This window comes from Xanthomonas sp. F10, assembly GCF_014206815.1.
Taxonomy (GTDB): Bacteria; Pseudomonadota; Gammaproteobacteria; order Xanthomonadales; family Xanthomonadaceae; genus Xanthomonas_A; species Xanthomonas_A indica.
This window is the reverse complement of sequence record NZ_JACHNP010000004.1, coordinates 113,969-139,870: the sequence shown is the minus strand read 5'-3', so window position 1 is coordinate 139,870 and position 25,902 is coordinate 113,969. Positions and strand designations below refer to the sequence as shown.

Here is a 25,902-nt window from a genome sequence, read left to right as displayed (position 1 = left end):
GAGACGGCACGGCGTGCGGCAGCGCCGCCGCGGCCCCCGCGGGCCGCAGGCGACGCGACGGGTCAGCGCTTGTAGGTCTGCAGACCGGGCTTGATGGTTTTGTCGTCCAGGAATTGCTTCAGGCCTTGTTGCCGGCCCTTCTCGGGATCGCGGTGATTGGACTGGTCGACCTTGGCGTACAGGTAGTCCTCGTTCTGCTCCCAGGTCAGCTCGCGGCAGCGCTTGAAGCCGTGCTTGGCGAAGCGCAGCACCACCGGGTTCTTCTGCTGCAGTTCCTGCGCCAGCTTGGTCACTTCGGCGCGCAGTTGCGCGCGCGGCACGCTGGCGTTGACCAGGCCCATCTGCGCCGCCTCGGTGCCGGTGAAGGTACGCCCGGTCATGATGTACAGCATGGCGTTGCGGTGGCCCATGGTGTCGGCGACCGCCTTGCTGACCAGGTTGCCCGGCGGGATGCCCCAGTTGATCTCCGACAGCCCGAATACCGCCTCGTCGGCGGCGATGGCCAGGTCGCAGGCCACCAGCGGCGAGAATGCGCCGCCGAAGCACCAGCCATTGACCGCGGCGATGGTCGGCTTGCTGTAGAAGCGCAGCAGGCGCCACTGCCACTGCGAGCAGTCCCGGCGCATGCGCTCCTGCACGATCTCTTCCTTGCCGTCGGTCTCGCGGAAGTATTCCTTCAGATCCATGCCGGCCGACCAGGATTCGCCTGCGCCGGTCAGCACCAGCACCTCGGCGTCGCTGTCCAGTTCCAGCGTTTCCAGCACGTCGATCATCTCGCGGTTGAGCGTGGGGCTCATCGCGTTGCGCTTGTCCGGACGATTCAGGGTGACCCAGGCGATGCCTGCGTCGATCTCGACCTGGACGGTCTGCCAGCGGTCTTGGTAGCTGCTCATGGATAGGCCTGCATGGGGAGGGGGGAAGGAGCGGATCACTTAGAACTGATAATAGTTATAGATCATCATTATTTCGGCGCAAGCTGCACTGCAGCATGCTCGGACGCCGTGACAGGTCCGTGTCGGCCACCGCGGGCCGCATCTGCAATCACACGATTCTGCGATCTGGCGTGCGGGCGATTCCAATACTCTGCACGCGGCAAGCCAACGTGGCCGCGCTTCACGCCCGGCAAACGGAGCCCTCACGGTCAGCCCGGGTTCATCGGCTAGGATCGGCGGCACAGGGGATCGCCACCACCGGAGTGATGTCCATGCACACCGCCTCCGCACTTGCCCAGCCTGTCCAGCCGCACCGCACTGTCGATCTGGACGCCGAGATGGCGTATTGGCGCCAGGCCCATGCCGAGGGCCGCCTCGGTCACCAAGGCTTCGCCGACTACGCGCAGTTGCTGAAGATCGGCTACGACGTGTACCTGGCCTACCCGCGCGCCAGCGAGGCGCAACTCTACCGGGTGCTGCAGGACGCCTATCACCAGTGCGCGCCGATGCTGTCGGTGCCATGGGACGAGGCGCGCTGGCTGGTGCGGCATGCGTGGCAGCACCTGGCGCATTCGGCGCGTTGTCACTGAGGAGCACCTCGCGCAGCGGGGCATCTCGTCGTGGCCCGCGTAGGAGCGGCTTCAGTCGTTACTGAAGGCGCCCACAAGGCGCCGCATGCCGGCGTCGCGGCGACAACAGGACAGCACCCCATCGTGTGCATGGCACACCGCGGCCTGCGCCGCGGGTTTGCTGTCGCGCGCTCCCCTACGCTGCATGCGGCTCAACGCGACGACGTGGGCGGCGACGCGCTGTGCTCCTTCGCCTCCAGGCGCCCGTGGAACGCGTTCGAGCCCTTGCCCGGCGCCGTCGCCGCCTCGCCCTCGCTGCGCTTGAGCCGCTGCTTGCGCTGTTCGACCACGCTGCTGGCCAGCGCCACGCGACGCCCGATCACCATGTCGGTCAGCCAGTCGATCAGGTAGCGCGTGTACGCGGCCTGATGCGCCTTTTCGGTCAGCGCATGATCGGCACCGGCGATCGTACGCGTGGTCAGCGAGCGCGCGTTGGAGAAGGCGGCCGCATAGTTGCGCAACACCTGCCGTGGCACGATCACGTCGCGTTCGGCCTCCACCAGCAGCACGTCGCCACGGTAACGCTGGCAGGCCGCCAGGGCGCAGTTGTCCGCCGGCGCCACCACGCGGTTGCGATAGGGCATCAGGTCCGGATCGCGGTTCAGCGCGACCTTCGGCCCGTCCCAGTGCGCGTCCTTGTACAGTGCCGGCGAGCGCAGCGCCAGCCATTCCACCGGCCGCTCCAGGGTCAGCAACGCGGCCAGGTAGCCGCCGTAGCTCAGCCCGACCACCGCGATCGCCTCCGGATCCACCTGCGGCGACGCCGCCAGGCGATCGTAGGCGGCCTTGATGTCGTCCAGGTTCTGCGCGCGCGTGACCGTCTCGCGCATCGAGGCCAGGCCTTCGTGCCCACGCAGGTCGAAGGTCAGACACACGCAGCCCAGGCCCGCCGCCTCGCGCGCGCGCACCAGGTTGTGGTGCTGGTTGCCGCCCCAACCGTGCACGAACAGCACGCCGGGCAGGCGGCTGGTCGGCGTCAGCAAGGTGCCGCTGAGCGCCGCGCCGTCGACCGCGATGTCGATGCTGGACAGTTCCGCTTCCATGGTCAGGCCACACTGCGCATGTAGCGGTACTTGGTCAACAGGCCGGTGCGCGGCTGCTCGCCGACGTAGTAGACCTGCGCCCCGGACGGCGGCGGCGGATGTGCGCCGTAGCGCTCGACCGTGGCGGCGATCACGCGCTGCAGCGTCGGCGATTGCTGGAACGCGGCGACCGCGGCCAATTCGGCCGGCGTGGCGCCGCCGACACGCCAGGACTGCTCGAGCACGCCGCAGGCAACGCTGCCGTCCGCCAAGAGGCCCTCGATCACGTCGTAGTTGCGCCGCGACGCATAGAACCCGGAATAGGCCGCGGCCACCAGCCGGTCGTAGTCGCGCGCCTTCATCACCGCGGTGCGTTGGCGTGGCGGCAATGGTTGCTCCAGCAGGGTATCGAGGGTGCCGCGGATCACGTGCAGTTCCGAGCCGCCATACGCCTCGCGGCCGCTGCCGTCGCGGGTGACCGATTGCATGCCCCAGTAGGCGATGGTCACGCCGGCGCAGTGGGTTTCGCCGACGCTGAAGGTGGTTGGCTGGTGCACATGCCGTTCCAGCACCACGCCATGCTGGCGCAGCTCGTGCGCGGGCAGGGTCGCCAATGCCGCGTCCAGCGTCTGCGCGTCGCCAAGCAGCACCTGCCCCAGCCCACCGACGCCATGCGGCAGCTTCAGCCGCACCGGGCCACCGGCATGCAGGCGCGCAAACGCGCGCCGCGCGTCGCCTGCGCTGAAGGCGGTGTAGCCGGGCAGCGTCATGTCCGCCAGCGCCATCCCCAGGTCCGGCTGCCACCCGTCCGGTGCCTGCGCATCGGCATCGACCAGCGGATGGCTGATCGCCTTGGTGGCGACGAAGGCATACGGCACCACGCCGCCAAGCAGATCGTCCACCGCGTGCACGCCGAGCTGCTGGGCCTGGGCGGCCGTGAGGGTGTCATCGGGCACGCAGAACGCGCACGTCCCGGCGGCGCAGGGATCCTCGTGCAGCGGCAGGCGCATCAGCCGCGCCACTTCCGCGACGACCCAGGCATGCGTGGCCACCTCGTGACCGCCGGACGCCGCGTCGCGTACGTGGCAGGCGCGCACATTGGCATAAGCGGCAGGTCCGGCCATGCGCGAGGCTCCGTGCGGGGCCGGATGACGCGCCGCCTCGCTCATGTCCCGTACCAGCGCAGCAGCAGCACGACCACCAACGCCAGCAACACCACCACCGCAATCGCACCGAGCCAGCGGCTGCCGCGCAGTTGCCGCCACCAGGCCGCGGCTTCTGAGGTGCCGCTGGCATCGCGGGCGCGGCGGCGCGGCGGCGCAGAGCCGGAAGGGGGAGCCGCAGGATGGCGGTCGTCGTGGCGCATGGACCCAGGCTGTCGCGCAGACCGTCGCACGGGGGTGAACGCAATGTCGTGCGCGCGTCATGCGCGACGACCGGCATCACGAAGCCGAAGGGGCACTACGGTCCGCTGCCCGCGGCCGACGCTTGCGGTGGGACGCATCACTGCGTGCGCAGAACGCCCGTGGCGGGATCACTGCCGACCGGACGCGCAGCAACGCGCTCAGGGGGCGCTGTGCACAGTGCTCAGGCAGTCGCCACGGCATGTGCGGGCAGCCGCGCGTCGATGCGGTGCTTGCCGGCCAGCGCCTGCATCCCCTGCAAGGTGGCCTGCACCGCACTGGCGTAGCCACTGCGCCACAGGTCGGCGCGCGATTGCCGCGACGCGGCCGCATTCAGCGCCAGCGCGAAGGCCGGCACACGCGGATCGGCCAGCATGGCGCGCTCCAGGAACGGCTGCTCCGGCGCGATGACGTCGACCGGCGCCAGCCAGGCATCGGCGACCAATTCGGCCACGCCGACGCGGTGCGAGAGTTGATGCATGGCGCTGAGCGTCTCGTGCAGCATTTCCAGGCATGCCCATTGCCACAACGCCGCCTTGTACTGCGGGTCGTCCTGGTCCAGGGCGGACAAGGCGCCATCGACATGATCGATGCGGAGATCCTGCATGGCCGGCTCCATACGGCGTTGCGATCCGCACATTCTGCGCGGCGAAAGTGAGCGCAACGTGAGTCGGGCGGCGGCCTCGACATGCACCCAATCACACGGCGCGCGACGCGGCTGGGTCCCTGGAGAGGCATCGCGTATACTTGCGCACCGCGCCCCGCCGGCGCGCGCCTGCTCCCCACGCTCTCCCATGACGCCACCCTGACACCCGCGACATGCATCGGTCCGCCCTCGACGGCAGGCCGCAGGTTGCTGGTTTTCCCTTGCATCTAGCGAGCACTGCCCTGCGACAGGGCGGTGTCAGGAGCGTTTACCTTGAAGTTTTCCTCTTCCCTGCGCCAGTCATGGTGCGGCAATCTCCGTGGCGACGTGCTCGCCGGCCTGGTCGTGGCACTGGCGCTGATTCCCGAGGCGATCGCGTTCTCGATCATCGCCGGGGTCGACCCCAAGATCGGCCTCTATGCCGCCTTCTGCATCTGCGTGACCATCGCCTTCGCCGGTGGACGCCCCGGCATGATCTCCGCCGCCACCGGCGCGATGGCGTTGCTGATGATCGGCCTGGTCAAGCAGCACGGCCTGCACTACCTGCTGGCGGCCACGCTGCTGACCGGCGTGCTGCAGATCCTGGCCGGGCTGTTCAAGCTCGGCGCGCTGATGCGCTTCGTTTCGCGCTCGGTGATCACCGGTTTCGTCAACGCCCTGGCGATCCTGATCTTCATGGCGCAACTGCCCGAACTGATCGGCGTGCCGGCGCCGGTGTATCCGTTGGTGGCGCTGGGCTTGCTGCTGATCTACGGCCTGCCCTGGCTGTCGCGGCGCAGCTTCCCCGGTATCGGCCTGTGGCTGCTGGTGCTGGGCGCGGCATTGACCGCGGGCAGCATGGCGCCATGGACGCTGCTGCCGGTGGCCGTGGGTGGCGCGCTGGCGTTGGTGCTCGGGCACCGCTGGACGCGCGGCGTGGCCGTGCCGCCACCGTTGGTGACGATCGTGCTGCTGACCGGGCTGGCGCTGTACTTCGGCATCCATGTGCCCACTGTCGGCGACAAGGGGCAACTGCCCGACCGCCTGCCCAGCCTGCTGTTGCCGGCGGTGCCGTGGACGCTGGAGACGCTGCGGATCGTGTTCCCGGTCGCGGCGACGATGGCGGTGGTCGGCCTGCTAGAGTCGATGATGACCGCGCAGATCGTCGACGACATGACCGACACGCCCAGCGACAAGAACCGCGAATGCGTGGGCCAGGGCGTGGCCAACATCGTCAGCGGCCTGTTCGGCGGCATGGCCGGCTGCGCGATGATCGGGCAGTCGGTGATCAACGTGAAGTCCGGCGGGCGCGGCCGCCTGTCCGCACTGGTCGCCGGCAGCGTGCTGTTGCTGCTGGTGGTGTTTGCCGGCGCCTGGGTGCGGCAGATCCCGATGGCTGCGCTGGTGGCGGTGATGATCATGGTCTCGGTCGGCACCTTCAGCTGGCGCTCGCTGGCGCAGTTGCGCACCCACCCGGCCAGCTCCAGCGTGGTGATGCTCGGCACCGTCGCGGTGACCGTGGCCACCCACGATCTGGCGCGCGGCGTCCTCACCGGCGTGCTGCTGTCGGCGCTGTTCTTCGCGCGCAAGGTCGGGCGCATGCTCGACATCGAGCGGAGCGAGGACGCGGACGGCGGCCACACCTACCGCATCCGCGGCCAGTTGTTCTTCGCCTCGGCCGGCAGCTTCGCCGGCGCCTTCGACTTCGCCCATGCGCCAGCGCGGGTCACCGTGGATCTGAGCCATGCGCATGTCTGGGACATCAGCGCCATCGGCGCGCTGGACCAGGTGGTGCTGAAATTCCGCCGCCACGGCGCCCAGGTCCACGTGGTGGGACTGAACGTGGGCAGTGCGGCGATGGTCGGTCGGCTGGGCACCCATCATCGGGGCGACGTGGAGCACGTGCCTCTGCACTGAGGCATGGGCGGGATAGTCTCGACGCTGCGGCGACACCGCGCATGGCATTGGCCACCACGCGATCCGTAGGCCGCCGCGCGATCGCCGCCGCTCGCCTCCCCTCGGTGACACGGCGACGACATCGGCCGATTAGCATCGAACTGCTACGGCCATGCAGGAGATCCGCCGATGTCACTGGACCACTGGCAACTGCCGCCACACGGTTGGGTACCCAACCACCCGTTCCTGCCGGTGCTGCACTACCGGCAGTCTGCCGGCGCCCTGGACGCCGACGGGTTCGAACGCCGCTTCGCGGCGCACGGCTGGCCGCCGCAATGGCGCGACGGCATCTATGACTATCACCACTACCATTCCACCGCGCACGAGGTGCTGGGCGTCGCCTGCGGCAGCGCCCGCGTGCTGCTCGGCGGCCCGGGCGGCATCGAGGTTGCGCTCGCGGCCGGCGACGCCCTGCTGCTGCCGGCCGGTAGCGGCCATTGCCGGCTATCGGCCAGCGCCGACTTCCTGGTGGTCGGCGCTTATCCCGACGGGCAGGACTGGGATATCTGCCGGGAACTGCCCAGCGCCGAGAGACTGCAACGGATCGCCAACGTGCCGTTTCCGCAGAGCGATCCGCTGCTCGGGGCGGAGGGGCCGTTGCTGACGTATTGGCAGAAGCAGGCAGATCCGCAAACTGGTCGCCATGGCTAAGCTTACTGTTGGCCCGACCACACCTCATTGAGGGGGTCAAACTCTGTCGTCACCATCGATTTCGACCTCCAACCAAAGCCGCAGATGGCGAGCGGCCCCTCCAGCAAAGGGTCGAGACCAAAGGCATTCTCAACATTGACGTCGTTTATGGCCGACGTGACAAAAGCACCGAGCCCGAGTTGGGTAGCACTTGAATAAATCGCCTGGGAGATATGGCCGACGTCGAGCGTCACCGCGCGGTAGGCTTTCGAATGAAGCCGGTACTTCCAAAAGCTACGCGCATAGCGCGGGGCCAGAATGAGTTGCACATGCGCATCCGCAAACCAATGCTGGCCCGCCAACATCTTCCTCGCCAAGTCAGCCAAACCGGCCGACGGGACAGAAATCAGTTCCAAGGCATGGTTCACGGGGTGATAATGATAGAGACCGGGCGCAATGCCCTCCACCCGTTGGACTACCAGATATACCTCTGTCGGATGCAGTCCACCGGCCGAAGGAACATTCTTTTTTAGAAACGCCGTATCGTCCTGTAGGCGGACAACGGATTGCGCCATCACCACTCGCTGCATCATTCGCGAAAAGAGATCGACCGGAAGATGTCGCTCTTGATCGAAATTTCTGCACGTCGTCCTCGACGCCATCAGCTTTTCGTACTCGTCGACCGCGAGCCTGGGGAGCTCAATATCGTCTCCCAAGCGCGATCTTGAGATGACCTCGGGAGGCGGCGGACCGAGTTTGTCGCGCAGCTCAGGCGCCGTGGTCAACTTGTTGGCCTCCATGGAAGCAACGCTATCAAGATCCTTCCAGCGACAAAACTTGTGTAGCATCGCCGCTGCAGGCCACCAATACGCCGAGCGCACAGTGTCATCGCGCTCGCGCATTGCGCTGTGCGCGCTTGTATCGCCTATCAGTAGACCTTTTTCCAAAAGTCCATCAATTAAGCTTACGCCGTACCCAACAACGGATGCCATGTCGATCCAGTTGCTTGGGCTGACAGCGCCCAAGACCTCCCGCTCGCCCTGATCCACTTCGACCTCATCGTCCAGATGAGGAGCCAGCGCGAGCCAACGGGTTTGACGACTAAGGCCAGCTGCGCCAGCAAGCAGTGACATCAAGTCGAAGCCAACCGATTCCCTTGGCTCAAAAAATACAACTCCGCAGCGACGCAGCTTCATACCATCCTCATTGCAACCTCGGGGCTAAACTTTACCGGCTTTCTGCCGATATGCACTCCGTTGCACCGCAAACCTGGTCAAATCCAAGCCCTAATCTCACAATCAGAGCAAACTGGTCATGGCAAATAATCAGCCCCCGCACCCCTCTCCCCTGGATCCGGTTAGTGCAGCAGCGCTACTTGACGCTCTTATTAACGACGACGCCTTCCGCGCCGCATTCCAAAGCGACCCTGTCGCTGCACTCGCGTCCATCGGCATCATTTTGGACGCCGATGCCGACACAAGCTGCCTGGAAGTCGGAATAATGGCATCCAAGGAGGAGCTGATCGCTGCAAGAGAGCAACTTCTGTCCTACCTCGTTTCCGACACGGCGTTCCACAACCCGCATTGCTTCGAAGCAAACAAGGTTGAAAACTACCTAAAGACGAGCAGTTGACCGATCGAGGTTCAGCCCCTTAATTCTTCGCATTGCTGCAGCAGCATCTGCGACATTAAGGGGCTGAAAAATAGAGCTACCCGCAACTTCCGCGTACCCCTGCCCACGGGCGGCCGCGATCGCACGATCCTGCGCAAGAACCGCCTCAGAATCTCCAATACGATCCAATGCATCTCTCATGACAATCCTGGACTGGAACAGCTCTTTTCCATTCATTTGCGATTGAAGCAAAGTGACGGCCAATCGGGGATTTCCCTCTTGCAACAGTTGCTTTGCCCTGATCAGACCAGCCATTCTACTGGCTGTCGCATCGCTAGAACGCTCAGCCATGCGAACGAGGCCTTGCAATTCATTTGGAAGCTTTTTTAGACCGGCACGTTGCAGCAGATACACTGAAGCAAGTGCCAAGGCCGCGTAGTCAGACCTTTCAACACTTGGCTTTGCAGATACACTTTTTGATAGCTCGCTCGCGCACTTTAGAAGCTCACTCTGCAAATCGGCATCTTGCATTTCCGTTGCGCGCAAAGACAAGGCGATCAACTTGAAGTCATGGTACAGCAGTTCAGACTCTGGCTTGGCCTGCCTGGCCTCCTGATCCGCCAGGGACGCGGCTTCCACCAGATTGCCGCTCTGAGCAAGAACGGCAATGCGTGTAATGATGTCCGCCGGCCTAGCTTGATACCCGTTGCCTTCCACACGATGATCGATGAGACGTTGAGCCGCCAGAAGATCGCCGGATGCAGCCAGTGCGAGCGCGCTTCCCAGACCAGGGGATGCGCCGAACTCCTCCTCCGATTGTCGAAAGTACTCGAAGGACTCTTGGTATCTGCCCTGCGCAAGCTCCGCTCTCGCCAATTGATCGAGAGCATAGCCTCGTAGTGGATTGTTTGCCACGACAGCCGATTTCAAATATTTAATGGCCTCTGGATAGTCGCCATTCTCCATTGAAATCCAGGCGTAATTAGCAGCGCCCGCATAATAATCTGGATACAGCTGCGCCAGGAGCTTCCACCTGCGTGCGGGATCATCTCCCTTCTGTGGAAAGTATTGAGATTTCCACGCCAAGAGATAGAGCTGATCTCGCTTTGGGAGCCGTTCCAAGTGGTTCAATGCCGCAGAAAGGTGCGATTCGGCTAACGCGGGTGCAGCACGGCTCACATATATCCGCATGATAGCGGCATGAGCCAGGGCAAAATCTTTGTCCAGCTCCAAAGCCCGATTAAAATATTCAAGCGCCGAGTCGTTTTCTTTTCGGGCGTAGGCCTCGACACCCAGTGAGTACGCTCGCAGCGCATCGATGCTGGCGGTGGTGACCTGTGGCAAGGGCTGTGCGCTCTGGGCAATGGAATCCATGGCTTCGCCCAACTGGTCGCGCAACTGGGCGGTGACGTCGTCGATCGACGCCAAGGCTGAATCCAACCCTTTTCCGTCTTTCGACAGCGCGAGGACCGTTGCACCGCTTGTAGGATCGACGACGTCGACGCTTACCCTCAATCGCCCCCCTACCTCAGCGACCGTCGGCAAGAGGACGGCTTTTGCTCCGTCGCGCTGAGCAATTTCCGACGCGGTGGCGCGATCAATGCGACTGTCGGGGCTACGCTGCATCCGCACCAAGGTGTCCCGTACCTTGAGGTCACTCAGCAGATTCACGTAACGGGACTGTTCAAGGCTGATCCGGAACGCTTGGTCCAGCGATTCGTCAAGTACCTGATTGCCAGTGAGATTCCGCAAATCCCCCACCACGACCCAGTCGCGCTCGGCGAAGGCGATGGCCGGCTGCGGGCGGGTGACGAACCAGGCGCCGACCGCGAACGCGGCGATCAGCGCCGCTTCCGCCGCCAGCGCCGCCGGCCGGCGCCACAGCGGGATGTCGCGCCAGGCCTTGGGCGTGGGCTTGGGCGCGCGCAGCGGGGTGTTGCCGATCTCGCCGACTTCGTAGATCTCCAGCGGGGTGGGCACGCCCTTGAAGCGCCAGCGGCCATGCGATTTCCACAGCAGGCGTTCGCCGCGCTCGCCCAGTTCGCGCGCGGCGCGGTGGGTCAGCGATTCGGCCACTGCCGAGAGCAGGATCTGTCCGGGCCGGGCCAGGGTCATCAGCCGCGCCGCGGTCGGCTTGGCCAGGCCTTCCACTTCCAGCGGCTTGGCGCCCACCTGCACCGCGGCGTCGCTGTTGCGCCAGGTCAGCACCTCGCCGACGTGCAGGCCGGCGCGCACCTTCAGCTCCAGCCCGCGCGGCGCGCCCAGTGCGTGCAGGCCGCGGCTGTAGTCCAGGGCGAAGCCGAGGCCGTCGATGGGCCGTTCGAACAGCAGCAGCAGGCCGTCGGAGCGATCGATCAGGCGCCCGTGCCAGCGTTGCTGCAGTTCCAGCACCAGCGAGTCGTGGCGCTTGAAGAGTTCGGCCGCGTTGGCGTCGCCGAGCTTTTCCACCAGCGCCACCGAGTCGCACAGGTCGGTCAGCAGCAGGGTGCGGAGCTGCGGGACCTCGGACGGCGGTGCGGGGACGTCGGTCATGGCGGCGGCTCGGCGGACGCGGGCGTGGCTCAGCAGTTGGCGGAGGCGAGGTCGTGCCAGTACAGCCGGTTGCCGCCCTGGCGTTTGGCCTCGTACAACGCCGCGTCGGCGTTGGCGTACCAGTCGTTCCAGTCCGAATGCGGGTCGACCCGGCTGATGCCGATGCTGACCGGGCAGATGTGCGGCGCCGGGTGCGGCACGCCCAGCAGGTTCTGCACGGTGGCGAGTACGAACTCGCCGATGCGGCGCAGGTCTTCGACGTTGCCGGCGGCCACCAGCAGGCAGAACTCGTCGCCGCCCAGGCGGCAGGCGATGTCGTCCGGCCCGGCCACCGAACGCAGGATGTTGGCGACGTTCTGCAGCACGCGGTCCCCAACCAGGTGGCCGTGCGCATCGTTGATGTGCTTGAAGCGGTCGCAGTCGATCAGCAGCAGGCCCGGGCCGGGCGAGCGGCCGTCGCGGCGACACTCCTGCAGGCGCAGGATCAGCCCGCGGCGGTTGTGCAGGCCGGTGAGTTCGTCGGTGCGCACCAGCTCTTCGGTCTGGGTCAACTGGTGGGTGGTGGCGTAGAGGTTGTCCAGCGCCGCTTCCAGGTCGCGATTGCGCCGGCGCAGTTGGCGGATCAGGGTCTGCTCGTTCATCACCATGCGCACGATGGTGCGGCGGAGGAAGTAGGCGACCACGCCCGGGTCGCGCTCGACCAGGCGCTGGAAATCGTCGTGGTCCAGTTCCACCAGCGCGCCGTCGCTGGCGGCGATGGCATCGGCGCTGCGCATGTGGTTGCCGATCAACAGGCCCAGTTCGCCGAAGAATTCGCCATGGCCGAGATGCTTCACCACCAGGTCCTCGCCGAAATCCAGATCGATCACGCCACTGGTGATCACGAACATGGCGCTGCCGCCGTCGCCGCGGCGGAACAGCACCTCGCCGGCGCGCACCGTACGGGCGCGGCCGAATTCGGAAAACAGGCGCAATTCCGCCGCGGTCAGCACCGCCAGCTCGTTCGGCTTCGGAGAGACCGCAGCGTTGGAAATTGTGCCGCGTGCGGTGGATGCGGCGCTGTCGCAGCTCATCCGGCCCCCTCATGTGACGTCGCTGCCCCTGTCCGCGGAGCATAGCACCTACACGCGGCACTCACGATACGCTTCACAGCCAATCTCATGCCCGGAGAGACGAGAACGCAAGCTGTCGCACGCGGTAGACACCGCCTCGCCTTGGCAGCAAAGCGCGTAAAAAAAAAGCCCGGGCGAACCCGGGCTTCCCACCTCCTGCCAGGGAGGGGCGATCGAAGGCGGCTGGCTGCAGGTCAGGCCGCTTTCTCGCCATGGAACTGCTCTTCCTCGGTCGAGCCGGTCAGCGCGGTGGTCGAGGACTGGCCCTGCTGGATCGCCTGGGTCACCGCATCGAAATAGCCGGTGCCGACCTCGCGCTGGTGCTTGACCGCGGTGAAGCCACGGTCGGCGGCAGCGAACTCGGCTTCCTGCAACTCGACGAAGGCGCTCATCTGCCGGCGCGCATAGCCGTGCGCCAGGTTGAACATCGAGTAGTTCAGCGCGTGGAAGCCGGCCAGGGTGATGAACTGGAACTTGTAGCCGTAGCTGGCGATCTCGCGCTGGAACTTGGCGATGGTGGCGTCGTCCAGGTTCTTCTTCCAGTTGAAGCTGGGCGAGCAGTTGTAGGCCAGCAGCTTGCCGGGGAACTTGGCATGGATGGCCTCGGCGAACTTGCGCGCGAACTCCAGGTCCGGCTTGCCGGTCTCGCACCAGATCAGGTCGGCGTAGGGCGCATACGCCAGGCCGCGGCTGATCGCCTGGTCCAGGCCCTTGCGGGTGCGGAGGAAGCCTTCGACGGTGCGCTCGCCGGTGGTGAACGGGCGGTCGTTGGCGTCGATGTCGCTGGTCACCAGGTCGGCGGCCTCGGCATCGGTACGCGCCACCAGCAGGGTCGGCACGCCCATCACGTCGGCGGCCAGGCGCGCAGCGTTCAACTTCTCGATCGCCTCGCGGGTCGGCACCAGCACCTTGCCGCCCATGTGCCCGCACTTCTTCACCGAGGCCAGTTGGTCCTCGAAGTGCACGCCGGCGGCGCCGGCCTCGATCATCGCCTTCATCAGCTCGAAGGCGTTGAGCACGCCGCCGAAGCCGGCCTCGGCGTCGGCCACGATCGGCTGCAGGAAGTCGATCTCGTCCTTGCCCTCGGCGTGGTGCAACTGGTCGGCACGCAGCAGCGTGTTGTTGATGCGCTTGACCACCGCCGGCACCGAGTCGGCCGGGTACAGCGACTGATCCGGGTACATCTGCCCGGCCAGGTTGGCGTCGGCGGCCACCTGCCAGCCGGACAGGTAGATGGCGTTGAGCCCGGCCTTGACCTGCTGCATCGCCTGGTTGCCGGTCAGCGCGCCCAGCGCGTTGACGAAGTCCTTCTCGTGCAGGTACTTCCACAGTTTCTCGGCACCGAGCCGGGCCAGCGAATGCTCCACGTGCACCGTGCCGCGCAGGCGCACCACGTCGGCAGCGGTGTAGTTGCGGGTGATTCCGGCCCAGCGCGGATCGGTGTCCCAGTCGCGCTGAATCTGTTCGGCGGTCTGCAGCGTGGTGCTCATCTGGCGTTCTCCTCGAAAATGGATGCAGCGATGAAACGGTGGGGGTGTCGCGGTCGGCTTCGGGGAGGACGGGAATCCGCGCTTGCGAATCCCCAATCCCGACTCCCCAATCCCCGCGTTCAATCAATCAACTGATAGGCCGGCAAGGTCAGGAAGTCGGCCAGTTCTTCGTCACGGGTCAGCCGGTCGAGCAGCGCGATGGCCTCGTCCACGCGCGCCCCGCCCGGCAGCAGCGCGCGCTCGCCCAGCCGCGCCGGCAGTTGCCGCAGGCAGGCGTCGAACAGGGCGAAGTCGATGGCGGTGCCGTCGTCCAGGTGCAGGCCGCCCACGTGCAGCCACTGCCACAGCTGGCTGCGGCTGATCTCGGCGGTGGCGGCGTCCTCCATCAGGTGGTGGATCGGCACGCAGCCGTTGCCGTCCAGCCACGCCGCCAGGTAGCGCACGCACACTTCGATGTTGCCCTCGAAGCCGGCGCGGGTGATGGTGCCGGCGGACGGGGCGATCAGCGTGTCGCGGTCGGCCTGCACGTCCTCGCGGCGCACCGCGTGCTGGTTGGGCGTGCGCATGTGCTCGTCGAACACCGCGCGGGCGATCGGGATCAGCGCCGGGTGCGCCACCCAGGTGCCGTCGTGGCCGGCGGTGACTTCGCGCAGCTTGTCCGCGCGCACCCGCGCCATCGCCTGCTCGTTGGCCGCCTCGTCGTGGCTGATCGGGATCTGCGCGGCCATGCCGCCCATCGCGTGCGCGCCGCGGCGGTGGCAGGTGCGGATCAGCAGTTCCGAGTAGGCCTTCAGGAACGGCTGGGTCATGGTCACCTGGCCGCGCTCGGGCAGCACCCGGTCCGGATGCCGGCGGAAGGTCTTCAGGTAGGAAAAGATGTAGTCCCAGCGGCCGCAGTTCAGGCCGACGATGCGCCCGCGCAGCGCGTGCAGGATCTCGTCCATCTCGAACACCGCCGGCAGCGTCTCGATCAGCACGGTGACCTTGATCTGGCCCTGCGGCAGGCCGAGCATGTCCTCGATGTGGGCCAGCGCGGTTTCCCACAGCGCCGCTTCCTCCATCGACTGCAGCTTGGGCAGGTACAGGTACGGGCCGCGGTCCTTGGCCTGCAGCGCGCGGCCGTTGTGGAAGGCGAACAGCGCCGCGTCGAACAGGCCGCCGGCCAGCGGCTGCCCGTCGACCAGCACGTGCTTCTCGTCCAGGTGCCAGCCGCGCGGGCGCACGATCAGCACCGCCTGTTCCTCATAGGGGCGCAGCGCGTAGCGCTTGCCCGGGGTGCCGTCGCGCGCAGCCGGCGCGGTGAAGGTCAGGGTCCCGGCGACCGCCTCGGCCAGCGCGCGCTGGCCGGCGACCAGGTTGCGCCAGGTCGGCGCGGTCGAGTCCTCGAAGTCGGCCATGTACACCTTGGCGCCGGAGTTCAGCGCGTTGATGACCATCTTTGGATCGGTCGGGCCGGTGATCTCGACCCGGCGGTCCTGCAGCGCCTCGGGCAGCGGCGCCACCTGCCAGTCGCCCTCGCGGATCGCGCGGGTGTCGTCGCGGAAGTCCGGCAGGCCGCCCGCGTCGAAGAACGCCTGGCGCTCGCGCCGCGCCGCCAGCCGCGCCTGGCGTTCCGGCTCGATCGCCCGGTGCAGCGACACCAGCAGGCCGAGCAGCGGCGGCGGCAGCAGGGCGTCCTGGCCGGCCAGCGAGGCGGTGAGCGCGATGCCCGGCGTGGAGCGCGTGGACGTGTCGGGAACGGCAGCAAAAGCGGGGGCGGACATGTGGGGATTCCTCGATGTTTCCGGGGCTCCACCGTGCTGCCACCGCATGTATTTGACAAAGCAGTTTTGTCAATGCTTTATATAAGTCAGCCTTATATCCGTCACGTCATGGCCACGGGCAGCGCTGCAACCCCTCGATTTCCTTACAAATCCGACCGGCTCAAACCCCTGCGCGCGTTCTGCCAGACGGTGCGCCTGGGGGCGGTGTCGCGGGCGGCGGAGGCCTTGTTCGTCAGCCAGCCGGCGGTGACCCTGCAGTTGCAGGCGCTGGAACGGGAGCTGGGAGTGGTGCTGTTCGAGCGCAGCGGCCGCCGCCTGGTGCCCAGCCGCGAGGGCCAGTTGCTGTACGAGATGGCGCAGCCGCTGGTGGAGAGCCTGGACCGGCTGGAGGCGGACTTCCGCGAGAAGGCGCGCGGGCTGGACGCCGGCGAGCTCAACGTGGCCGCCAACAGTTCCACCATCCTCTATCTGCTGCCGAAGATCGTGGAAGCCTTCCGTGCCCGCCACCCACAGGTGCGGCTGACCCTGCACAACGCGATCAGCGCCGACGGCACCGATCTGCTGCGCGAGGACGCGGTGGACCTGGCGGTCGGCTCCATGCTCGACGTGCCGGCCGACCTCAGCTACGCCCCGGTGTACCGCTTCGAACAGCTGCTGATCGCCCCGCACGACCACCCGCTGGCCCGCAAGCCGACGCTGGCGCTGGAAGACCTGTCGCCCTACCCGCTGATCCTGCCGCCGCGGCGCCAGGTCACCTACCGCCTGGTCGACCTGGTGTTCCAGCAGGCGCGCGTGCCCTACACCGTCGCCCTGGAAGTGGGCGGCTGGGAGGTGATCAAGCAGTACGTGGCGATGGGCATGGGCGTGTCCATCGTCAGTTCGATCTGCCTCACCGACGCCGACCGCGCGCGCCTGGCCACCCGCGCGCTGGGCGACTACTTCCCGGCGCGCAGCTATGGCGTGGTGGTGCGCAAGGGCAAGTACCTGTCGCCGCAGGCACGCGCCTTCATCGAACTGATCCAGCCGGACCTGTTCACCCCGCGCGGCTACGACGAGAGCGGGCCGTCGGAGCGCTGAGCGCGGCGGCGCACGCCGCCGCCGACATCGCGCCACTCAGCCTGGGCGATCCCAGTGCGGCGGCTGGCCGATCGCCTGCCGCAGCACATGCGCCAATCGCGCCACCCGCGCCGGCAGCGGCGTCTGGCTCGGCACCAGCCACAGCCATTGCTGCGGCCCGGACGGCAACGCCGCCTCGTGGAACAGCGCACGCAGGCGATGCCGGCGCAGGTCCTCGCCGACCAGCCAGGTCGGCAGGCAGGCCACGCCCAGGCCATCCAGCGCGGCCAGGCGCAGGGTTTCCAGATCGTCGCAGCGCAGCCGTCGCGGCGGCAGCGCCACGTCCGCGCCGAGCACATGCCGCCAACTGATGACCGTGTCGTCGTGGCGCTTGTCCAGCAACGCGTGCGTGGCCAGCGCCGGCAAGCGGTCGACCGGCCCGGCGCCATGCAGATAGGCGGGACTGGCGCAGACCACCCGCCGCAACGGGGCCAGCCGCAGCGCGCCGGCCGGCGCCGGGTCCGGGCCGAGCCGGATCACCGCATCCAGGCGCCTGCGCAGCGGGATGTCGAACCGCTCCACCAGGTCCAGGTCGACGTGCAACTGCGGGTGCCGCCGCGACAGCGCCGCCAGCAACGGCATCAGTTGCGTGCGGCCGAACGACGGCAGGCAGCTCAGGCGCAAGGTGCCTGCCACCTCGCCCTGCAGCTGCGCCAGTTCCGCGCGCGTCTCGGCCAGGCCGCCGAGCAGCGCGGCGGCACGCGCCTGCAGCACGCGTCCGGCCTCGGTGAGGCTCAGGCTGCGGCTGGAACGGATCAGCAGCTGCGTGCCCAGCGCCTTTTCCAGCGCATCCAGGCTGCGACTGAGCGAGGACGTGGCGACGCCGCGATGACGCGCCGCGGCGGACAGGCTGCCCGCCTCGACCACGTCTAGGAACGCCTGCAACTGGCCGAATATCCGTTCGAAATCGTGCATCGTTGCAGTTTACGCAATGCCGGATTGCAGCGGTGCGCGTGCATGGTGAGTGCCCCGCCGCGGCACCGCGGCCCTGCACAGGAGCCTGTCCGATGCATTCCCATTCCCGCGCCGACATCGCCTTCGACGCCGACGGCGTCACCCTGCGTGGCTGGCTGTACCGGCCCACGCCAACCACCGCCACGCCCGCGCCGATCGTGGTGATGGCGCACGGCTGGTCGCTGGTCAAGGAGGCGTACCTGGATCGCTATGCCGAGGTGTTCGCCGCCGCCGGCCTGGCTGTGCTGGTGTACGACCACCGCGGCTTCGGCGACAGCGACGGCACCCCACGGCAGGAGATCGATCCCTGGCGCCAGATCGAGGATTGCCGCCACGCCATCACCTATGCCGGCAGCCTGGACGGCATCGACCCGATGCGCCTCGGCGTGTGGGGCACCAGCTACAGCGGCGCGCACGCCATGCAGGTCGCGGCCACCGATCGGCGGGTCAAGGCGGTGGTCGCGCAGGTGCCCGGCCTGGCCGGCTATCGCAACGGGCTGCGCCGCGGCAGCTACGAGCGCGCCGAGGCCCTGCAGGCCGCGTTCGCCGCGGATCGCCTGTCGGTGTTGCGCGGTGGCGAGCCCGCACGCAAGGCCGTGGTCGGTGCCGCGGACGCGCTCTTTCCCAGCGACGACGCGCGCGCCTTCTTCGAGGGCGCCGGTGCGATCGCACCGAACTGGCGCAACTGGACCACCCTGCGCTCGGCGGAGTGGAGCCGCGGCTACGAGCCGGCGATCTTCGCCGCGGCGATCAGCCCGACTCCGTTGCTGATGATCGTCGCCGACCGCGACTACATCTCCGGCACCGACTTCCAACTGCAAGCCTACGCGCAGGCGCTGGAACCGAAGCAGTTGCTGATGCTGCGCGGCGGCCACTTCGTGCCGTACGTCGAACAGTTCGAGGTCTCCAGCGGCGCCGCACGCGACTGGTTCGTCGCGCACCTGGCGCCGGCGCCACGCAGCGGCGTCTGATCCGCCGGCGCGGCGGCGGTGCTGGTGCAGCGCGCGTCGCGCCGGCGCGGCCATGCCTGCGCGACGACGCGGCCTGCTACCGTGGCGGCTGCTCCCGTCGCCTTGCCGCCGCATGTCCCTGCCCTCCCGCTATGCCGAATGCGATGCGCCAGCGGCGCTGCGCGACCGCCTGCGCTGCAGTTGGCGATTCCGTCAGGGCGACGCCGACGCTGCCGCCACGCAGGTGCTGCCCGACGGCTGCGTCGACCTGATCTGGGACGGTCGCTCGCTGTTCGTGGCCGGACCGGATCGGCGCGCCACCGAGGCCATGTTGGCGCCAGGCAGCGTACTCACCGGCGTACGCCTGGCAGCCGGGGCCGGCACCAGCCTGCTCGGCGTGCCGTTGCATGCCGTCGCCGACCAGCGCGTGCCGCTGGACGCGCTGTGGGGCGTGCGCGGCCGCGACTGGCAGTCGCGTCTGGAGGATGCCGCCGATCCGCTGGCGGCCTTGCACGCGCTTTGCGCGAGCCGGCCGCTGCAGGCCGATCCTGCAATGGTCTGGCTGTTCGCGCAGCTCGCCGGCACCGCGCCACCGCGACTGGCTGCACTGACCAACACGCTGGGCGTCAGCGAGCGCACGCTGCGCCGGCGCAGCCATGACGCGTTCGGCTACGGCGCCAAGACCCTGGAGCGCATCCTGCGCCTGCAACGCTTCCTGGGCCTGGCCGGCCGGCATCCCAGCCTGACCGCGGCGGCGCTCGAGGCCGGCTATGGCGACGCGCCGCATCTGGTGCGCGACAGCCGGCAACTGACCGGGCTGAGCCCGCGCGAACTTGTGCAGCGGCACGCACGCTGACAGGGTCTGCGACAACGGTACGCCGCTGCTAGCCACGGAAGGCGCGGCGTTGCCCGCTGTAGGGGCGGCTTCAGCCGCGACAGGCATTATCGTGACCGCCTGTCGCGGCTGAAGCCGCTCCTACAGGGCGCTGCACCTGCATCCGCTTGGATTGCGGCAAAAACGCGTGATACGGGCCGGCTCGCCTGCACGCCGACGCCGCGCTGCATCGAGTGCAGGCTGTGGTGTGGCGCCGTTTGCTAACGTGCCGCCAGGTGCGAAGACCCAGGTGACACATGGCCAGAGATGCAGGCTTGGAACACATGCTGCGCGACACACTCGGCGCGCAGCGCGGGCTGACCGAGAAACCGATGTTCGGTGGCTGGGCCTGGCTGCTGCACGGCCATCTGCTGTGCGGCGCGCGCGACGACGGCGTGCTGGTGCGGCTCGGCAAGGGTCACGACGCGTGGGCGCTGGCGCTGCCCGGGATCGCGCCGATGCTGTCGCGCGGCCGGGCGATGGCCGGCTGGGTCCGGGTCGCGCCGGAGACCTTCGCCGACGACGCGCTCGCTGCGCGCCTGTTGCGCGAGGCCATCGCCTTCGTGCGCACGCTGCCGGCGAAGTGAAGGCGGTACAGGTCTTCGTGCAAATCGACCGCGATCGCCGCCGGCGCAGCGTCGACCCTGTTCAACCCCGCACCGATCAGGCCGCCATCGGCCCGTGCGTCGAGATCTGCCGCCGAAACGACCGGATTTCCCAGGCCATGATCTTCGGGAAGCCGCAAGAACCGCACGGCCGAAGATCAGCGTGGCATACAACCGACGCGTGGGCACCGCCACCCCGGAACCGTCGAACGCGACGGCCAACCCGCTGACCGTTTTCGCCAAGCCGGCGCCGCCCGGATGAAGGACACTGCCGGCTCTTCCACAGGAGCCACCCATGTCCCGCGCCGAGCAGCATCACCGCATCGACTATCTCGAATTCGCCGTCGCCTCGATCGCCGCGGCCAAAGCCTTCTACGGCCAGGCCTTCGACTGGACCTTCCAGGACTACGGCCCGGACTACTGCGAGTTCCGCGACGGCCGCCTGAGCGGCGGTTTCTTCCACGGCACGCCACAGCCCGGCGGCGCCCTGGTGGTGCTGTCCTCCAACGACCTGGCCGCCACCCAGGCGCGCATCGAGGCCGCTGGCGGCCGCATCGTGCGCCCTGTGTTCACCTTCCCCGGCGGACGCCGCTTCCACTTCGCCGACCGCGACGGCTACGAGCTGGCGGTATGGTGCGAGGGCTGATACCCGCGGCGCACGCGCGGTGACGCAGCCGCGCTAGTCCGGATCCCGCGCGTAATGCCCCAGGAACATGTCCGTCGCCGACGCGGCGACCTGGGCCTGCTGCTCAGGGCTGAGCGGCGGCTGGCCCATGCTCATCTGCGGCCAGAATGCCAGGCCCTTGATCAGCGCCTGCAGTTGCTGCGCGGCGAACTCCGGCTGCATGGACCTGAGCCGGCCATCGGCCAGCGCCGCACGCAGCCACACCAGGGTGCCCTCCTCCTTGCTGCCTAGGCGCGCGACCAGATCGCGCGCACGCTCGGGGGCGCGCATGCCCTCGACCATCGCCATCCGCGACAAGTCGAGAAAGGCCGGATCGTCGAACAACCGCAGCTTCTGCTCCAGCAACTGCAGCAACTGCGCGCGCAGCGGCTGCTGCGGGTCGTACGGCACGCCGACGGTGTCCAGGCTGCGCTGCCAGAGCTGCACCAGGATCTCGTCGAACAGCGCGTCCTTGCTGGGGAAATGGTTGTAGACGGTGCGCTTGGACACGCCGGCGCTGGCCGCGATGCGGTCCATGCTGGTGGCCTCGAAGCCATGGCCACGGAACTCGGCGATCGCCGCCTCCAGGATCGCCTGGCGCTTGCGCTCGGTCAGCCGTGCCGATGCGGGCGTGGAAAGAGAAGCCATATGCGGATGTTACACCGCGCAGTTTACTTTCACGAAAAGGAAACTACACTGTGTAGTGTAATTCTCGTGTCAGATTGTCTTCCAAGGATTGCCGCCATGTCTGCGTCCGCTTCCTCGCTGTCCCCTGTTCCGCCCTCGTATCGGGAGTCGCCGCAGTACCGCCACGGCCGCTTTCGCAACGCTACCCCGGGCACCAGCGGCGCGCCCGGCCTGGCCGGAACCCTGCGGATCCTGTGGCATCTGCTGACCCGCAAGTCGCCCGAGGCGGTGCCCGCGCAGCCGCTGCCGGTGCTGCCGCTGACCGCCGAGCAGTTGCTGGCGGCGCCCGACCGCAGCCTGTACCGGCTCGGCCATTCCACGGTGCTGCTCAAGCTGCGCGAGCGCTTGTGGCTGACCGACCCGGTGTTCTCCGAACGCGCCTCGCCGTTTCCGTTCGCCGGCCCACGCCGCTTCCACGCCCCGCCGATCGCGCTGGACGCGTTGCCGCCGATCGCCGGGGTGATCCTCTCGCACGATCACTACGACCACCTGGACCGCGCCAGCATCCGCCGCCTGGCCGAGCGTGTCGGGACCTTCGTGACGCCGCTGGGCGTGGGCGACCTGCTGCAGCGCTGGGGCGTGGCCGCGGACAGGATCCGGCAACTGGACTGGTGGCAATCGACCACGGTGGACGGAGTCACGCTGACCGCCACCCCGGCGCAGCACTTCTCCGGCCGCGGCATGTTCGACCGCGGGCGCCGGCTGTGGTGCTCGTGGGCGATCGAGACGCCCGAGCTGAAGCTGTTCTTCAGCGGCGACGGCGGCTACTCCGACGGCTTCAAGGCGATCGGCGAGCGGCTGGGGCCCTTCGACGTGAGCCTGATCGAAAACGGCGCCTACGACGTGGACTGGCCGCACGTGCACATGCAGCCGGAGCAGACCCTGCAGGCGCACCTGGACATCGGGGGACGCACGCTGCTGCCGATCCACAACGGCACCTTCGACCTGGCGATGCATGCCTGGCACGAACCCTTCGAACGCCTCGCGGCGCTGGCCGATGCCGCTGGCGTGGCGCTGGCCACGCCGCGCATGGGCGAGCGCGTCGACCTGGCGCAGCCGGAAAGCGGCGAGCGCTGGTGGCGCGCACTGGCGCAGGCGGTGTCGACGTGAGCCGCTGGACCCTGGCCGACCTGCCGTCGCAGCGCGACAAGATCGCGATCGTCACCGGCGCCAGCCCCGGCGGACTGGGCTACGAGACCGCGCTGGCCCTGGCCGGCGCGGGCGCCACCGTGGTGCTGGCCGCCCGTAACCCGGACAAGGCCGAGACTGCGCGGCAGGCGATCCTGGCCGCACATCCGGCGGCCGACGTACGCGTGGAAGCCCTGGACCTGGCGCAGCTCGCGTCGGTGGCCGCCTTCGCCGAGCGCATCGCGGCGCGCTCCCCGCGGCTGGACCTGCTGATCAACAACGCCGGGGTGATGGCGCCGCCGCAGCGGCAGACCACCGCCGACGGCCTGGAATTGCAGTTCGGCAGCAACTACCTCGGCCACTTCGCGCTGACCGCACAGCTGTTGCCGCTGCTGCGCGCCGCGCCGGAAGCACGCGTGGTGAACCTCTCGAGCCTGGCGCATCGCCAAGGCCGCATCGACTTCGACGACCTGCAGTGCGAACGTCCCTACCGGCCGTGGAAGGCCTATGGGCAATCCAAGCTGGCGATGCTGATGTTTTCGCTGGAACTGCAGCGGCGCAGCGACGCGCAGGGCTGGGGCGTGTGCGCGCTCGCCGCGCATCCCGGCATTGCGCAGACCGCGCTGATCGCCAATGGCCCGGCGGTCGACGGTCGCCGCACCGCGATCGGCGCAGCGACCCAGTGGCTCGCACCGTGGATCAGCCATTCCGCCGCCGCCGGCGCCCTGCCCACCCTCTACGTCGCCACCTCGCCAAACGCCCAGCCCGGCGGGTACTACGGGCCCGACGGCCCGTTCGAGCTGAAAGGCGACCCGGCCCCGGCCAGGATCGCCCGGCAGGCGCGCGACCCGCAGGTGGCCGCGCGGTTGTGGGAGGTGGCGTGCACGCTGGCCGGCGTGGCGTTCTGACTGCACAGCGGCACCAGCACATTGCCTCCGTAGGAGCGGCTTCAGCCGCGACAGGCGTTACCGGGATCGCGCGTCGCGGCTGAAGCCGCTCCTACGGATCACGTCGCGTCGTTGCGAGCGGTGCCTTACAGACGCGTCCACTCCAATCCCTCGCCGCGTCGGTAGAACACCGCCAAAGCAGCAGCACGGAACACCTGCATTCGCCGCTAGTGTGGCGAGGACGGGCCTGCTTGTCGGACATACCCAAGCCGCTTCAGGACCTGCAGCGGACAACATGGACGATCTCTCGCCTTCGGATCTGAAAACGATCCTGCATTCCAAACGCGCCAATCTCTATTACCTGCAGCATTGCCGTGTTCTGGTGAATGGCGGCCGCGTCGAGTACGTCACCAATGCCGGCAGGCGCTCGCTGTACTGGAACATCCCCATCGCCAACACGACGACGCTGTTGTTGGGAACCGGCACATCGGTCACCCAGGCGGCGATGCGTGAATTGGCCAAGGCCGGGGTATTGGTGGGGTTCTGCGGCGGTGGCGGCACTCCCTTGTTCTCTGCCAACGAATGGACGTCGAGGTCGCCTGGTTCTCGCCGCAGAGCGAGTACCGCCCGACGGAGTACCTGCAGGCATGGGTCGGATTCTGGTTCGACGATGATCTGCGCCTCAGCGCAGCCAAGGCGTTCCCGTCTCGGCCCGCGCTCGGATGTTGACGGCCCGCGATGCGCCGAGCATGACGACCAGCAGGTGCCAGCGATGGAAGACACGCTCTGCGATGCTGCCAACGCAATACGCACACTATTGCTGCAGATCGCGCGCCAGCGGCTGCGCCCCAACGTCTGATGGCGTGCGCGAAGAGCGTGTGGTCTATGCGTTGCCGTGGGTGGTGCCGCCCGCGAAGGCAGGCAGTTGCATTGAACTCGACATTGGCGTGCGGGCACGAGCGCCTCTTCGGAGATGAATAGTCTTACGTCGTGAAAATCTAATTCGCTGCGATGCTTGGCTTCGCGCGAGCCTTCGAAGATCTACGCTTATGCCGGGATGACACCACCTCACAAGCCACGTGGCCTGCAATGCTACTGATCACCTTCCAGGTTGACGCTGTAGAACTCAATATTGTTCGCAGCGTCGGCCGCCAAATCTCTTGCAGATTGGGCTAAGAGCTTTGCGTCTTCTACCGGCTGGTTGGGGTTACCCAGATCGTCCGTACCTTTCGTGTACCCATCGTTGAAGTGCGAGATCTCGTGCAGGATCGTCCCCGCCTTGGAGTATGTGTTCTGCGCGTTACCGATGGCTGGAAGGGAGAAAAACAGCGGACAGATATTGATGGCGTAGGGCTCGGACGGGTTCACCCACGCGACCGTATTCGCCGGATCAACCTTTCCCTGCTTTTCGCAATTGCATTGCGTGGACAATGTGGGTGGGTTAGGCAATTGATTCTCTTCCTTCCCGAGGCGGATTGCATTGACGTGGATCCTCCACGCGATCTTTCCGTTGACCGTGCCATTCGGGCTGGACATGTCGTTCGGGTCGCCGTACTGGCCGTACCACTTCGTGTAACGCGGAGTCTGGTTGAACGTAAGGTTTCCGTTTCCGTCGGATTGAAGGAGCGACTGTGTGTACTTCGAGGTTGCGAGGGCGAGGTCGCCGGCGTTGAGCACCGCCTCCTGAATCGCGCTTTGCTGTTCGGCGCTACAGGCAACAGCCTCTGCGGCCTCAGTGCTTCGAGCATCGGATTGAGGCTCGGCCGATGCCTGCGGTGTGATCTCAATACGGTTGGATGTGGCGGCCTTGAGTTGGTTCGGGTGATCGGAAGCGTTCGCGGCGGCGGCCGTCGGAAGTTCGCGGTACCGCAGAAGAGGCTGCACGGTCACAGAGTAGTGGCGGCCAGGCATGATCTGGTAGCTCAGGGACAGATCCACCGTCGCGGATCTCGACTCACCCGGGCGCAGGATGACGTCAGGCGTCGAACCCGGCAGTTTGCTTACGTAAATGCCGCGGTAGTCCACCGGGCTTCCGTCTTCCTGCAACACCCGGAACAGATTCGCTTGCATTACTCCATCGCGGCTCACCGCGGGAACATAAGCATCAGGCACCGCGATAGGCTGATTCCCCGCATTAGTCAAAGTCATCGTAATGACCGCTCCGCCAGAGCTGGCTCTGGCAACCTGCGCATGCTCCAGTCGAATGTCTAGCTGTCCTGCGGCAGACGCCGCAAAGCAAGCGCACAGCATCGCGATGCCCACAATCCAGTTTCCTTTCATCGTCCTCTCCTCGTGGTGGATTTGGTTGAATCTTCGAACCACGCCCTGATGG

Annotated in this window: 25 protein-coding genes; 12 read left to right on the top strand and 13 right to left on the bottom strand. The window is 67.3% G+C overall.

Going from position 1 to position 25,902, the window contains the following annotated elements; all coding sequences use genetic code 11:
• Positions 1-62: 62 nt before the first annotated feature.
• Positions 63-893, bottom strand: a complete 831-nt coding sequence (locus tag FHR56_RS19515; protein WP_010343733.1) for a p-hydroxycinnamoyl CoA hydratase/lyase — start codon at positions 891-893, stop codon at positions 63-65.
• A gap of 311 nt (positions 894-1,204) precedes the next feature.
• On the opposite strand from FHR56_RS19515, the gene FHR56_RS19510 reads away from it, so the two are divergent.
• Positions 1,205-1,522, top strand: a complete 318-nt coding sequence (locus FHR56_RS19510) for a hypothetical protein (protein ID WP_160946834.1) — start codon at positions 1,205-1,207, stop codon at positions 1,520-1,522.
• Between the two features lie 191 nt (positions 1,523-1,713).
• On the opposite strand, the gene FHR56_RS19505 is transcribed toward FHR56_RS19510, so the two are convergent.
• From FHR56_RS19505 to FHR56_RS19490, 4 genes are all read right to left on the bottom strand, one after another.
• Positions 1,714-2,604: an alpha/beta fold hydrolase gene (locus FHR56_RS19505; RefSeq protein WP_160946835.1), complete on the bottom strand. Its 891-nt coding sequence runs from the start codon at positions 2,602-2,604 to the stop codon at positions 1,714-1,716.
• Positions 2,605-2,606: 2 nt separating this feature from the next.
• The gene (locus tag FHR56_RS19500) at positions 2,607-3,707 is read right to left on the bottom strand and encodes a DUF3182 family protein (protein WP_160946836.1); all 1,101 of its coding nucleotides are present in this window, start codon (positions 3,705-3,707) and stop codon (positions 2,607-2,609) included.
• 41 nt (positions 3,708-3,748) lie between these two features.
• Complete coding sequence (locus FHR56_RS19495) at positions 3,749-3,949, bottom strand: hypothetical protein (RefSeq protein WP_160946837.1); 201 nt, start codon at positions 3,947-3,949, stop codon at positions 3,749-3,751.
• Positions 3,950-4,170: 221 nt separating this feature from the next.
• Positions 4,171-4,593, bottom strand: coding sequence for a hypothetical protein (locus FHR56_RS19490; RefSeq protein ID WP_160946838.1), 423 nt, complete (start codon positions 4,591-4,593; stop codon positions 4,171-4,173).
• Between the two features lie 312 nt (positions 4,594-4,905).
• On the opposite strand from FHR56_RS19490, the gene FHR56_RS19485 reads away from it, so the two are divergent.
• Both FHR56_RS19485 and FHR56_RS19480 read left to right on the top strand, forming a co-directional pair.
• On the top strand, positions 4,906-6,528 hold the full coding sequence (locus FHR56_RS19485; RefSeq protein ID WP_160946839.1) for a SulP family inorganic anion transporter: 1,623 nt from the start codon (positions 4,906-4,908) through the stop codon (positions 6,526-6,528).
• A gap of 168 nt (positions 6,529-6,696) precedes the next feature.
• Positions 6,697-7,218, top strand: coding sequence for a cupin (locus tag FHR56_RS19480; protein ID WP_160946840.1), 522 nt, complete (start codon positions 6,697-6,699; stop codon positions 7,216-7,218).
• Between the two features lie 2 nt (positions 7,219-7,220).
• On the opposite strand, the gene FHR56_RS19475 is transcribed toward FHR56_RS19480, so the two are convergent.
• Complete coding sequence (locus FHR56_RS19475) at positions 7,221-8,393, bottom strand: putative peptide maturation dehydrogenase (RefSeq protein WP_160946841.1); 1,173 nt, start codon at positions 8,391-8,393, stop codon at positions 7,221-7,223.
• Positions 8,394-8,511: 118 nt separating this feature from the next.
• On the opposite strand from FHR56_RS19475, the gene FHR56_RS19470 reads away from it, so the two are divergent.
• Positions 8,512-8,829: an NHLP-related RiPP peptide gene (locus FHR56_RS19470; protein WP_160946842.1), complete on the top strand. Its 318-nt coding sequence runs from the start codon at positions 8,512-8,514 to the stop codon at positions 8,827-8,829.
• On the opposite strand, the gene FHR56_RS19465 is transcribed toward FHR56_RS19470, so the two are convergent.
• The 4 genes from FHR56_RS19465 to aceB form a co-directional block, all read right to left on the bottom strand.
• Positions 8,812-11,340, bottom strand: coding sequence for a putative peptide modification system cyclase (locus FHR56_RS19465; RefSeq protein WP_160946843.1), 2,529 nt, complete (start codon positions 11,338-11,340; stop codon positions 8,812-8,814). The two genes, FHR56_RS19470 and FHR56_RS19465, sit on opposite strands and share 18 nt — an antisense overlap.
• Before the next feature lie 29 nt (positions 11,341-11,369).
• On the bottom strand, positions 11,370-12,413 hold the full coding sequence (locus tag FHR56_RS19460; protein ID WP_160946844.1) for a GGDEF domain-containing protein: 1,044 nt from the start codon (positions 12,411-12,413) through the stop codon (positions 11,370-11,372).
• A 233-nt stretch (positions 12,414-12,646) separates the two neighbouring features.
• Entirely contained in the window at positions 12,647-13,942 is a 1,296-nt protein-coding gene (aceA, locus tag FHR56_RS19455; RefSeq protein ID WP_160946845.1) for an isocitrate lyase, read from the bottom strand.
• A 119-nt stretch (positions 13,943-14,061) separates the two neighbouring features.
• Positions 14,062-15,705, bottom strand: a complete 1,644-nt coding sequence (gene aceB / locus FHR56_RS19450; protein WP_160946846.1) for a malate synthase A — start codon at positions 15,703-15,705, stop codon at positions 14,062-14,064.
• 108 nt (positions 15,706-15,813) lie between these two features.
• On the opposite strand from aceB, the gene FHR56_RS19445 reads away from it, so the two are divergent.
• On the top strand, positions 15,814-16,782 hold the full coding sequence (locus FHR56_RS19445) for a LysR family transcriptional regulator (RefSeq protein WP_160946847.1): 969 nt from the start codon (positions 15,814-15,816) through the stop codon (positions 16,780-16,782).
• Between the two features lie 36 nt (positions 16,783-16,818).
• Here FHR56_RS19445 and FHR56_RS19440 read toward each other — a convergent pair whose 3' ends face one another.
• Entirely contained in the window at positions 16,819-17,736 is a 918-nt protein-coding gene (locus FHR56_RS19440; RefSeq protein WP_160946848.1) for a LysR family transcriptional regulator, read from the bottom strand.
• A gap of 92 nt (positions 17,737-17,828) precedes the next feature.
• Here FHR56_RS19440 and FHR56_RS19435 point away from each other — a divergent pair, with 92 nt between their 5' ends.
• The 4 genes from FHR56_RS19435 to FHR56_RS19420 all read left to right on the top strand — a co-directional run bounded on the left by FHR56_RS19435 (position 17,829) and on the right by FHR56_RS19420 (position 20,850).
• On the top strand, positions 17,829-18,746 hold the full coding sequence (locus FHR56_RS19435; RefSeq protein WP_160946849.1) for an alpha/beta fold hydrolase: 918 nt from the start codon (positions 17,829-17,831) through the stop codon (positions 18,744-18,746).
• Between the two features lie 112 nt (positions 18,747-18,858).
• Positions 18,859-19,581 (top strand): helix-turn-helix domain-containing protein, encoded by a 723-nt coding sequence (locus tag FHR56_RS19430; RefSeq protein WP_160946850.1) that lies wholly within the window; start codon positions 18,859-18,861, stop codon positions 19,579-19,581.
• Between the two features lie 302 nt (positions 19,582-19,883).
• Positions 19,884-20,186, top strand: a complete 303-nt coding sequence (locus FHR56_RS19425) for a TfoX/Sxy family protein (protein ID WP_237473128.1) — start codon at positions 19,884-19,886, stop codon at positions 20,184-20,186.
• A 313-nt stretch (positions 20,187-20,499) separates the two neighbouring features.
• The gene (locus tag FHR56_RS19420) at positions 20,500-20,850 is read left to right on the top strand and encodes a VOC family protein (protein ID WP_160946852.1); all 351 of its coding nucleotides are present in this window, start codon (positions 20,500-20,502) and stop codon (positions 20,848-20,850) included.
• A 33-nt stretch (positions 20,851-20,883) separates the two neighbouring features.
• Here FHR56_RS19420 and FHR56_RS19415 read toward each other — a convergent pair whose 3' ends face one another.
• Complete coding sequence (locus tag FHR56_RS19415) at positions 20,884-21,516, bottom strand: TetR/AcrR family transcriptional regulator (RefSeq protein ID WP_160946853.1); 633 nt, start codon at positions 21,514-21,516, stop codon at positions 20,884-20,886.
• A 96-nt stretch (positions 21,517-21,612) separates the two neighbouring features.
• Here FHR56_RS19415 and FHR56_RS19410 point away from each other — a divergent pair, with 96 nt between their 5' ends.
• The 3 genes from FHR56_RS19410 (at position 21,613) to cas1f (ending at position 24,429) form a co-directional block, all read left to right on the top strand.
• Positions 21,613-22,665: an MBL fold metallo-hydrolase gene (locus FHR56_RS19410; protein ID WP_160946854.1), complete on the top strand. Its 1,053-nt coding sequence runs from the start codon at positions 21,613-21,615 to the stop codon at positions 22,663-22,665.
• Positions 22,662-23,591: an SDR family oxidoreductase gene (locus tag FHR56_RS19405; RefSeq protein WP_160946855.1), complete on the top strand. Its 930-nt coding sequence runs from the start codon at positions 22,662-22,664 to the stop codon at positions 23,589-23,591. Before FHR56_RS19410 ends, FHR56_RS19405 begins: the two co-directional genes overlap by 4 nt.
• Before the next feature lie 274 nt (positions 23,592-23,865).
• Positions 23,866-24,429 (top strand): type I-F CRISPR-associated endonuclease Cas1f, encoded by a 564-nt coding sequence (gene cas1f, locus FHR56_RS19400; RefSeq protein ID WP_237473129.1) that lies wholly within the window; start codon positions 23,866-23,868, stop codon positions 24,427-24,429.
• 233 nt (positions 24,430-24,662) lie between these two features.
• Here cas1f and FHR56_RS19395 read toward each other — a convergent pair whose 3' ends face one another.
• The gene (locus FHR56_RS19395) at positions 24,663-25,850 is read right to left on the bottom strand and encodes a M35 family metallo-endopeptidase (RefSeq protein WP_160946856.1); all 1,188 of its coding nucleotides are present in this window, start codon (positions 25,848-25,850) and stop codon (positions 24,663-24,665) included.
• Between the last annotated feature and the right edge of the window lie 52 nt (positions 25,851-25,902).

What these genes read in the sequence shown, in the direction of transcription:
- FHR56_RS19515 (WP_010343733.1), bottom strand. Translation starts at nt 893, where the DNA reads ATGAGCAGCTACCAAGACCGCTGGCAGACCGTCCAGGTCGAGATCGAC.
- FHR56_RS19510 (WP_160946834.1), top strand. Translation starts at nt 1,205, where the DNA reads ATGCACACCGCCTCCGCACTTGCCCAGCCTGTCCAGCCGCACCGCACT.
- FHR56_RS19505 (WP_160946835.1), bottom strand. Translation starts at nt 2,604, where the DNA reads ATGGAAGCGGAACTGTCCAGCATCGACATCGCGGTCGACGGCGCGGCG.
- FHR56_RS19500 (WP_160946836.1), bottom strand. Translation starts at nt 3,707, where the DNA reads ATGGCCGGACCTGCCGCTTATGCCAATGTGCGCGCCTGCCACGTACGC.
- FHR56_RS19495 (WP_160946837.1), bottom strand. Translation starts at nt 3,949, where the DNA reads ATGCGCCACGACGACCGCCATCCTGCGGCTCCCCCTTCCGGCTCTGCG.
- FHR56_RS19490 (WP_160946838.1), bottom strand. Translation starts at nt 4,593, where the DNA reads ATGCAGGATCTCCGCATCGATCATGTCGATGGCGCCTTGTCCGCCCTG.
- FHR56_RS19480 (WP_160946840.1), top strand. Translation starts at nt 6,697, where the DNA reads ATGTCACTGGACCACTGGCAACTGCCGCCACACGGTTGGGTACCCAAC.
- FHR56_RS19475 (WP_160946841.1), bottom strand. Translation starts at nt 8,393, where the DNA reads ATGAAGCTGCGTCGCTGCGGAGTTGTATTTTTTGAGCCAAGGGAATCG.
- FHR56_RS19470 (WP_160946842.1), top strand. Translation starts at nt 8,512, where the DNA reads ATGGCAAATAATCAGCCCCCGCACCCCTCTCCCCTGGATCCGGTTAGT.
- FHR56_RS19465 (WP_160946843.1), bottom strand. Translation starts at nt 11,340, where the DNA reads ATGACCGACGTCCCCGCACCGCCGTCCGAGGTCCCGCAGCTCCGCACC.
- FHR56_RS19460 (WP_160946844.1), bottom strand. Translation starts at nt 12,413, where the DNA reads ATGAGCTGCGACAGCGCCGCATCCACCGCACGCGGCACAATTTCCAAC.
- aceA (WP_160946845.1), bottom strand. Translation starts at nt 13,942, where the DNA reads ATGAGCACCACGCTGCAGACCGCCGAACAGATTCAGCGCGACTGGGAC.
- aceB (WP_160946846.1), bottom strand. Translation starts at nt 15,705, where the DNA reads ATGTCCGCCCCCGCTTTTGCTGCCGTTCCCGACACGTCCACGCGCTCC.
- FHR56_RS19445 (WP_160946847.1), top strand. Translation starts at nt 15,814, where the DNA reads ATGGCCACGGGCAGCGCTGCAACCCCTCGATTTCCTTACAAATCCGAC.
- FHR56_RS19440 (WP_160946848.1), bottom strand. Translation starts at nt 17,736, where the DNA reads ATGCACGATTTCGAACGGATATTCGGCCAGTTGCAGGCGTTCCTAGAC.
- FHR56_RS19435 (WP_160946849.1), top strand. Translation starts at nt 17,829, where the DNA reads ATGCATTCCCATTCCCGCGCCGACATCGCCTTCGACGCCGACGGCGTC.
- FHR56_RS19430 (WP_160946850.1), top strand. Translation starts at nt 18,859, where the DNA reads ATGTCCCTGCCCTCCCGCTATGCCGAATGCGATGCGCCAGCGGCGCTG.
- FHR56_RS19425 (WP_237473128.1), top strand. Translation starts at nt 19,884, where the DNA reads ATGCTGCGCGACACACTCGGCGCGCAGCGCGGGCTGACCGAGAAACCG.
- FHR56_RS19420 (WP_160946852.1), top strand. Translation starts at nt 20,500, where the DNA reads ATGTCCCGCGCCGAGCAGCATCACCGCATCGACTATCTCGAATTCGCC.
- FHR56_RS19415 (WP_160946853.1), bottom strand. Translation starts at nt 21,516, where the DNA reads ATGGCTTCTCTTTCCACGCCCGCATCGGCACGGCTGACCGAGCGCAAG.
- FHR56_RS19410 (WP_160946854.1), top strand. Translation starts at nt 21,613, where the DNA reads ATGTCTGCGTCCGCTTCCTCGCTGTCCCCTGTTCCGCCCTCGTATCGG.
- cas1f (WP_237473129.1), top strand. Translation starts at nt 23,866, where the DNA reads ATGGACGATCTCTCGCCTTCGGATCTGAAAACGATCCTGCATTCCAAA.
- FHR56_RS19395 (WP_160946856.1), bottom strand. Translation starts at nt 25,850, where the DNA reads ATGAAAGGAAACTGGATTGTGGGCATCGCGATGCTGTGCGCTTGCTTT.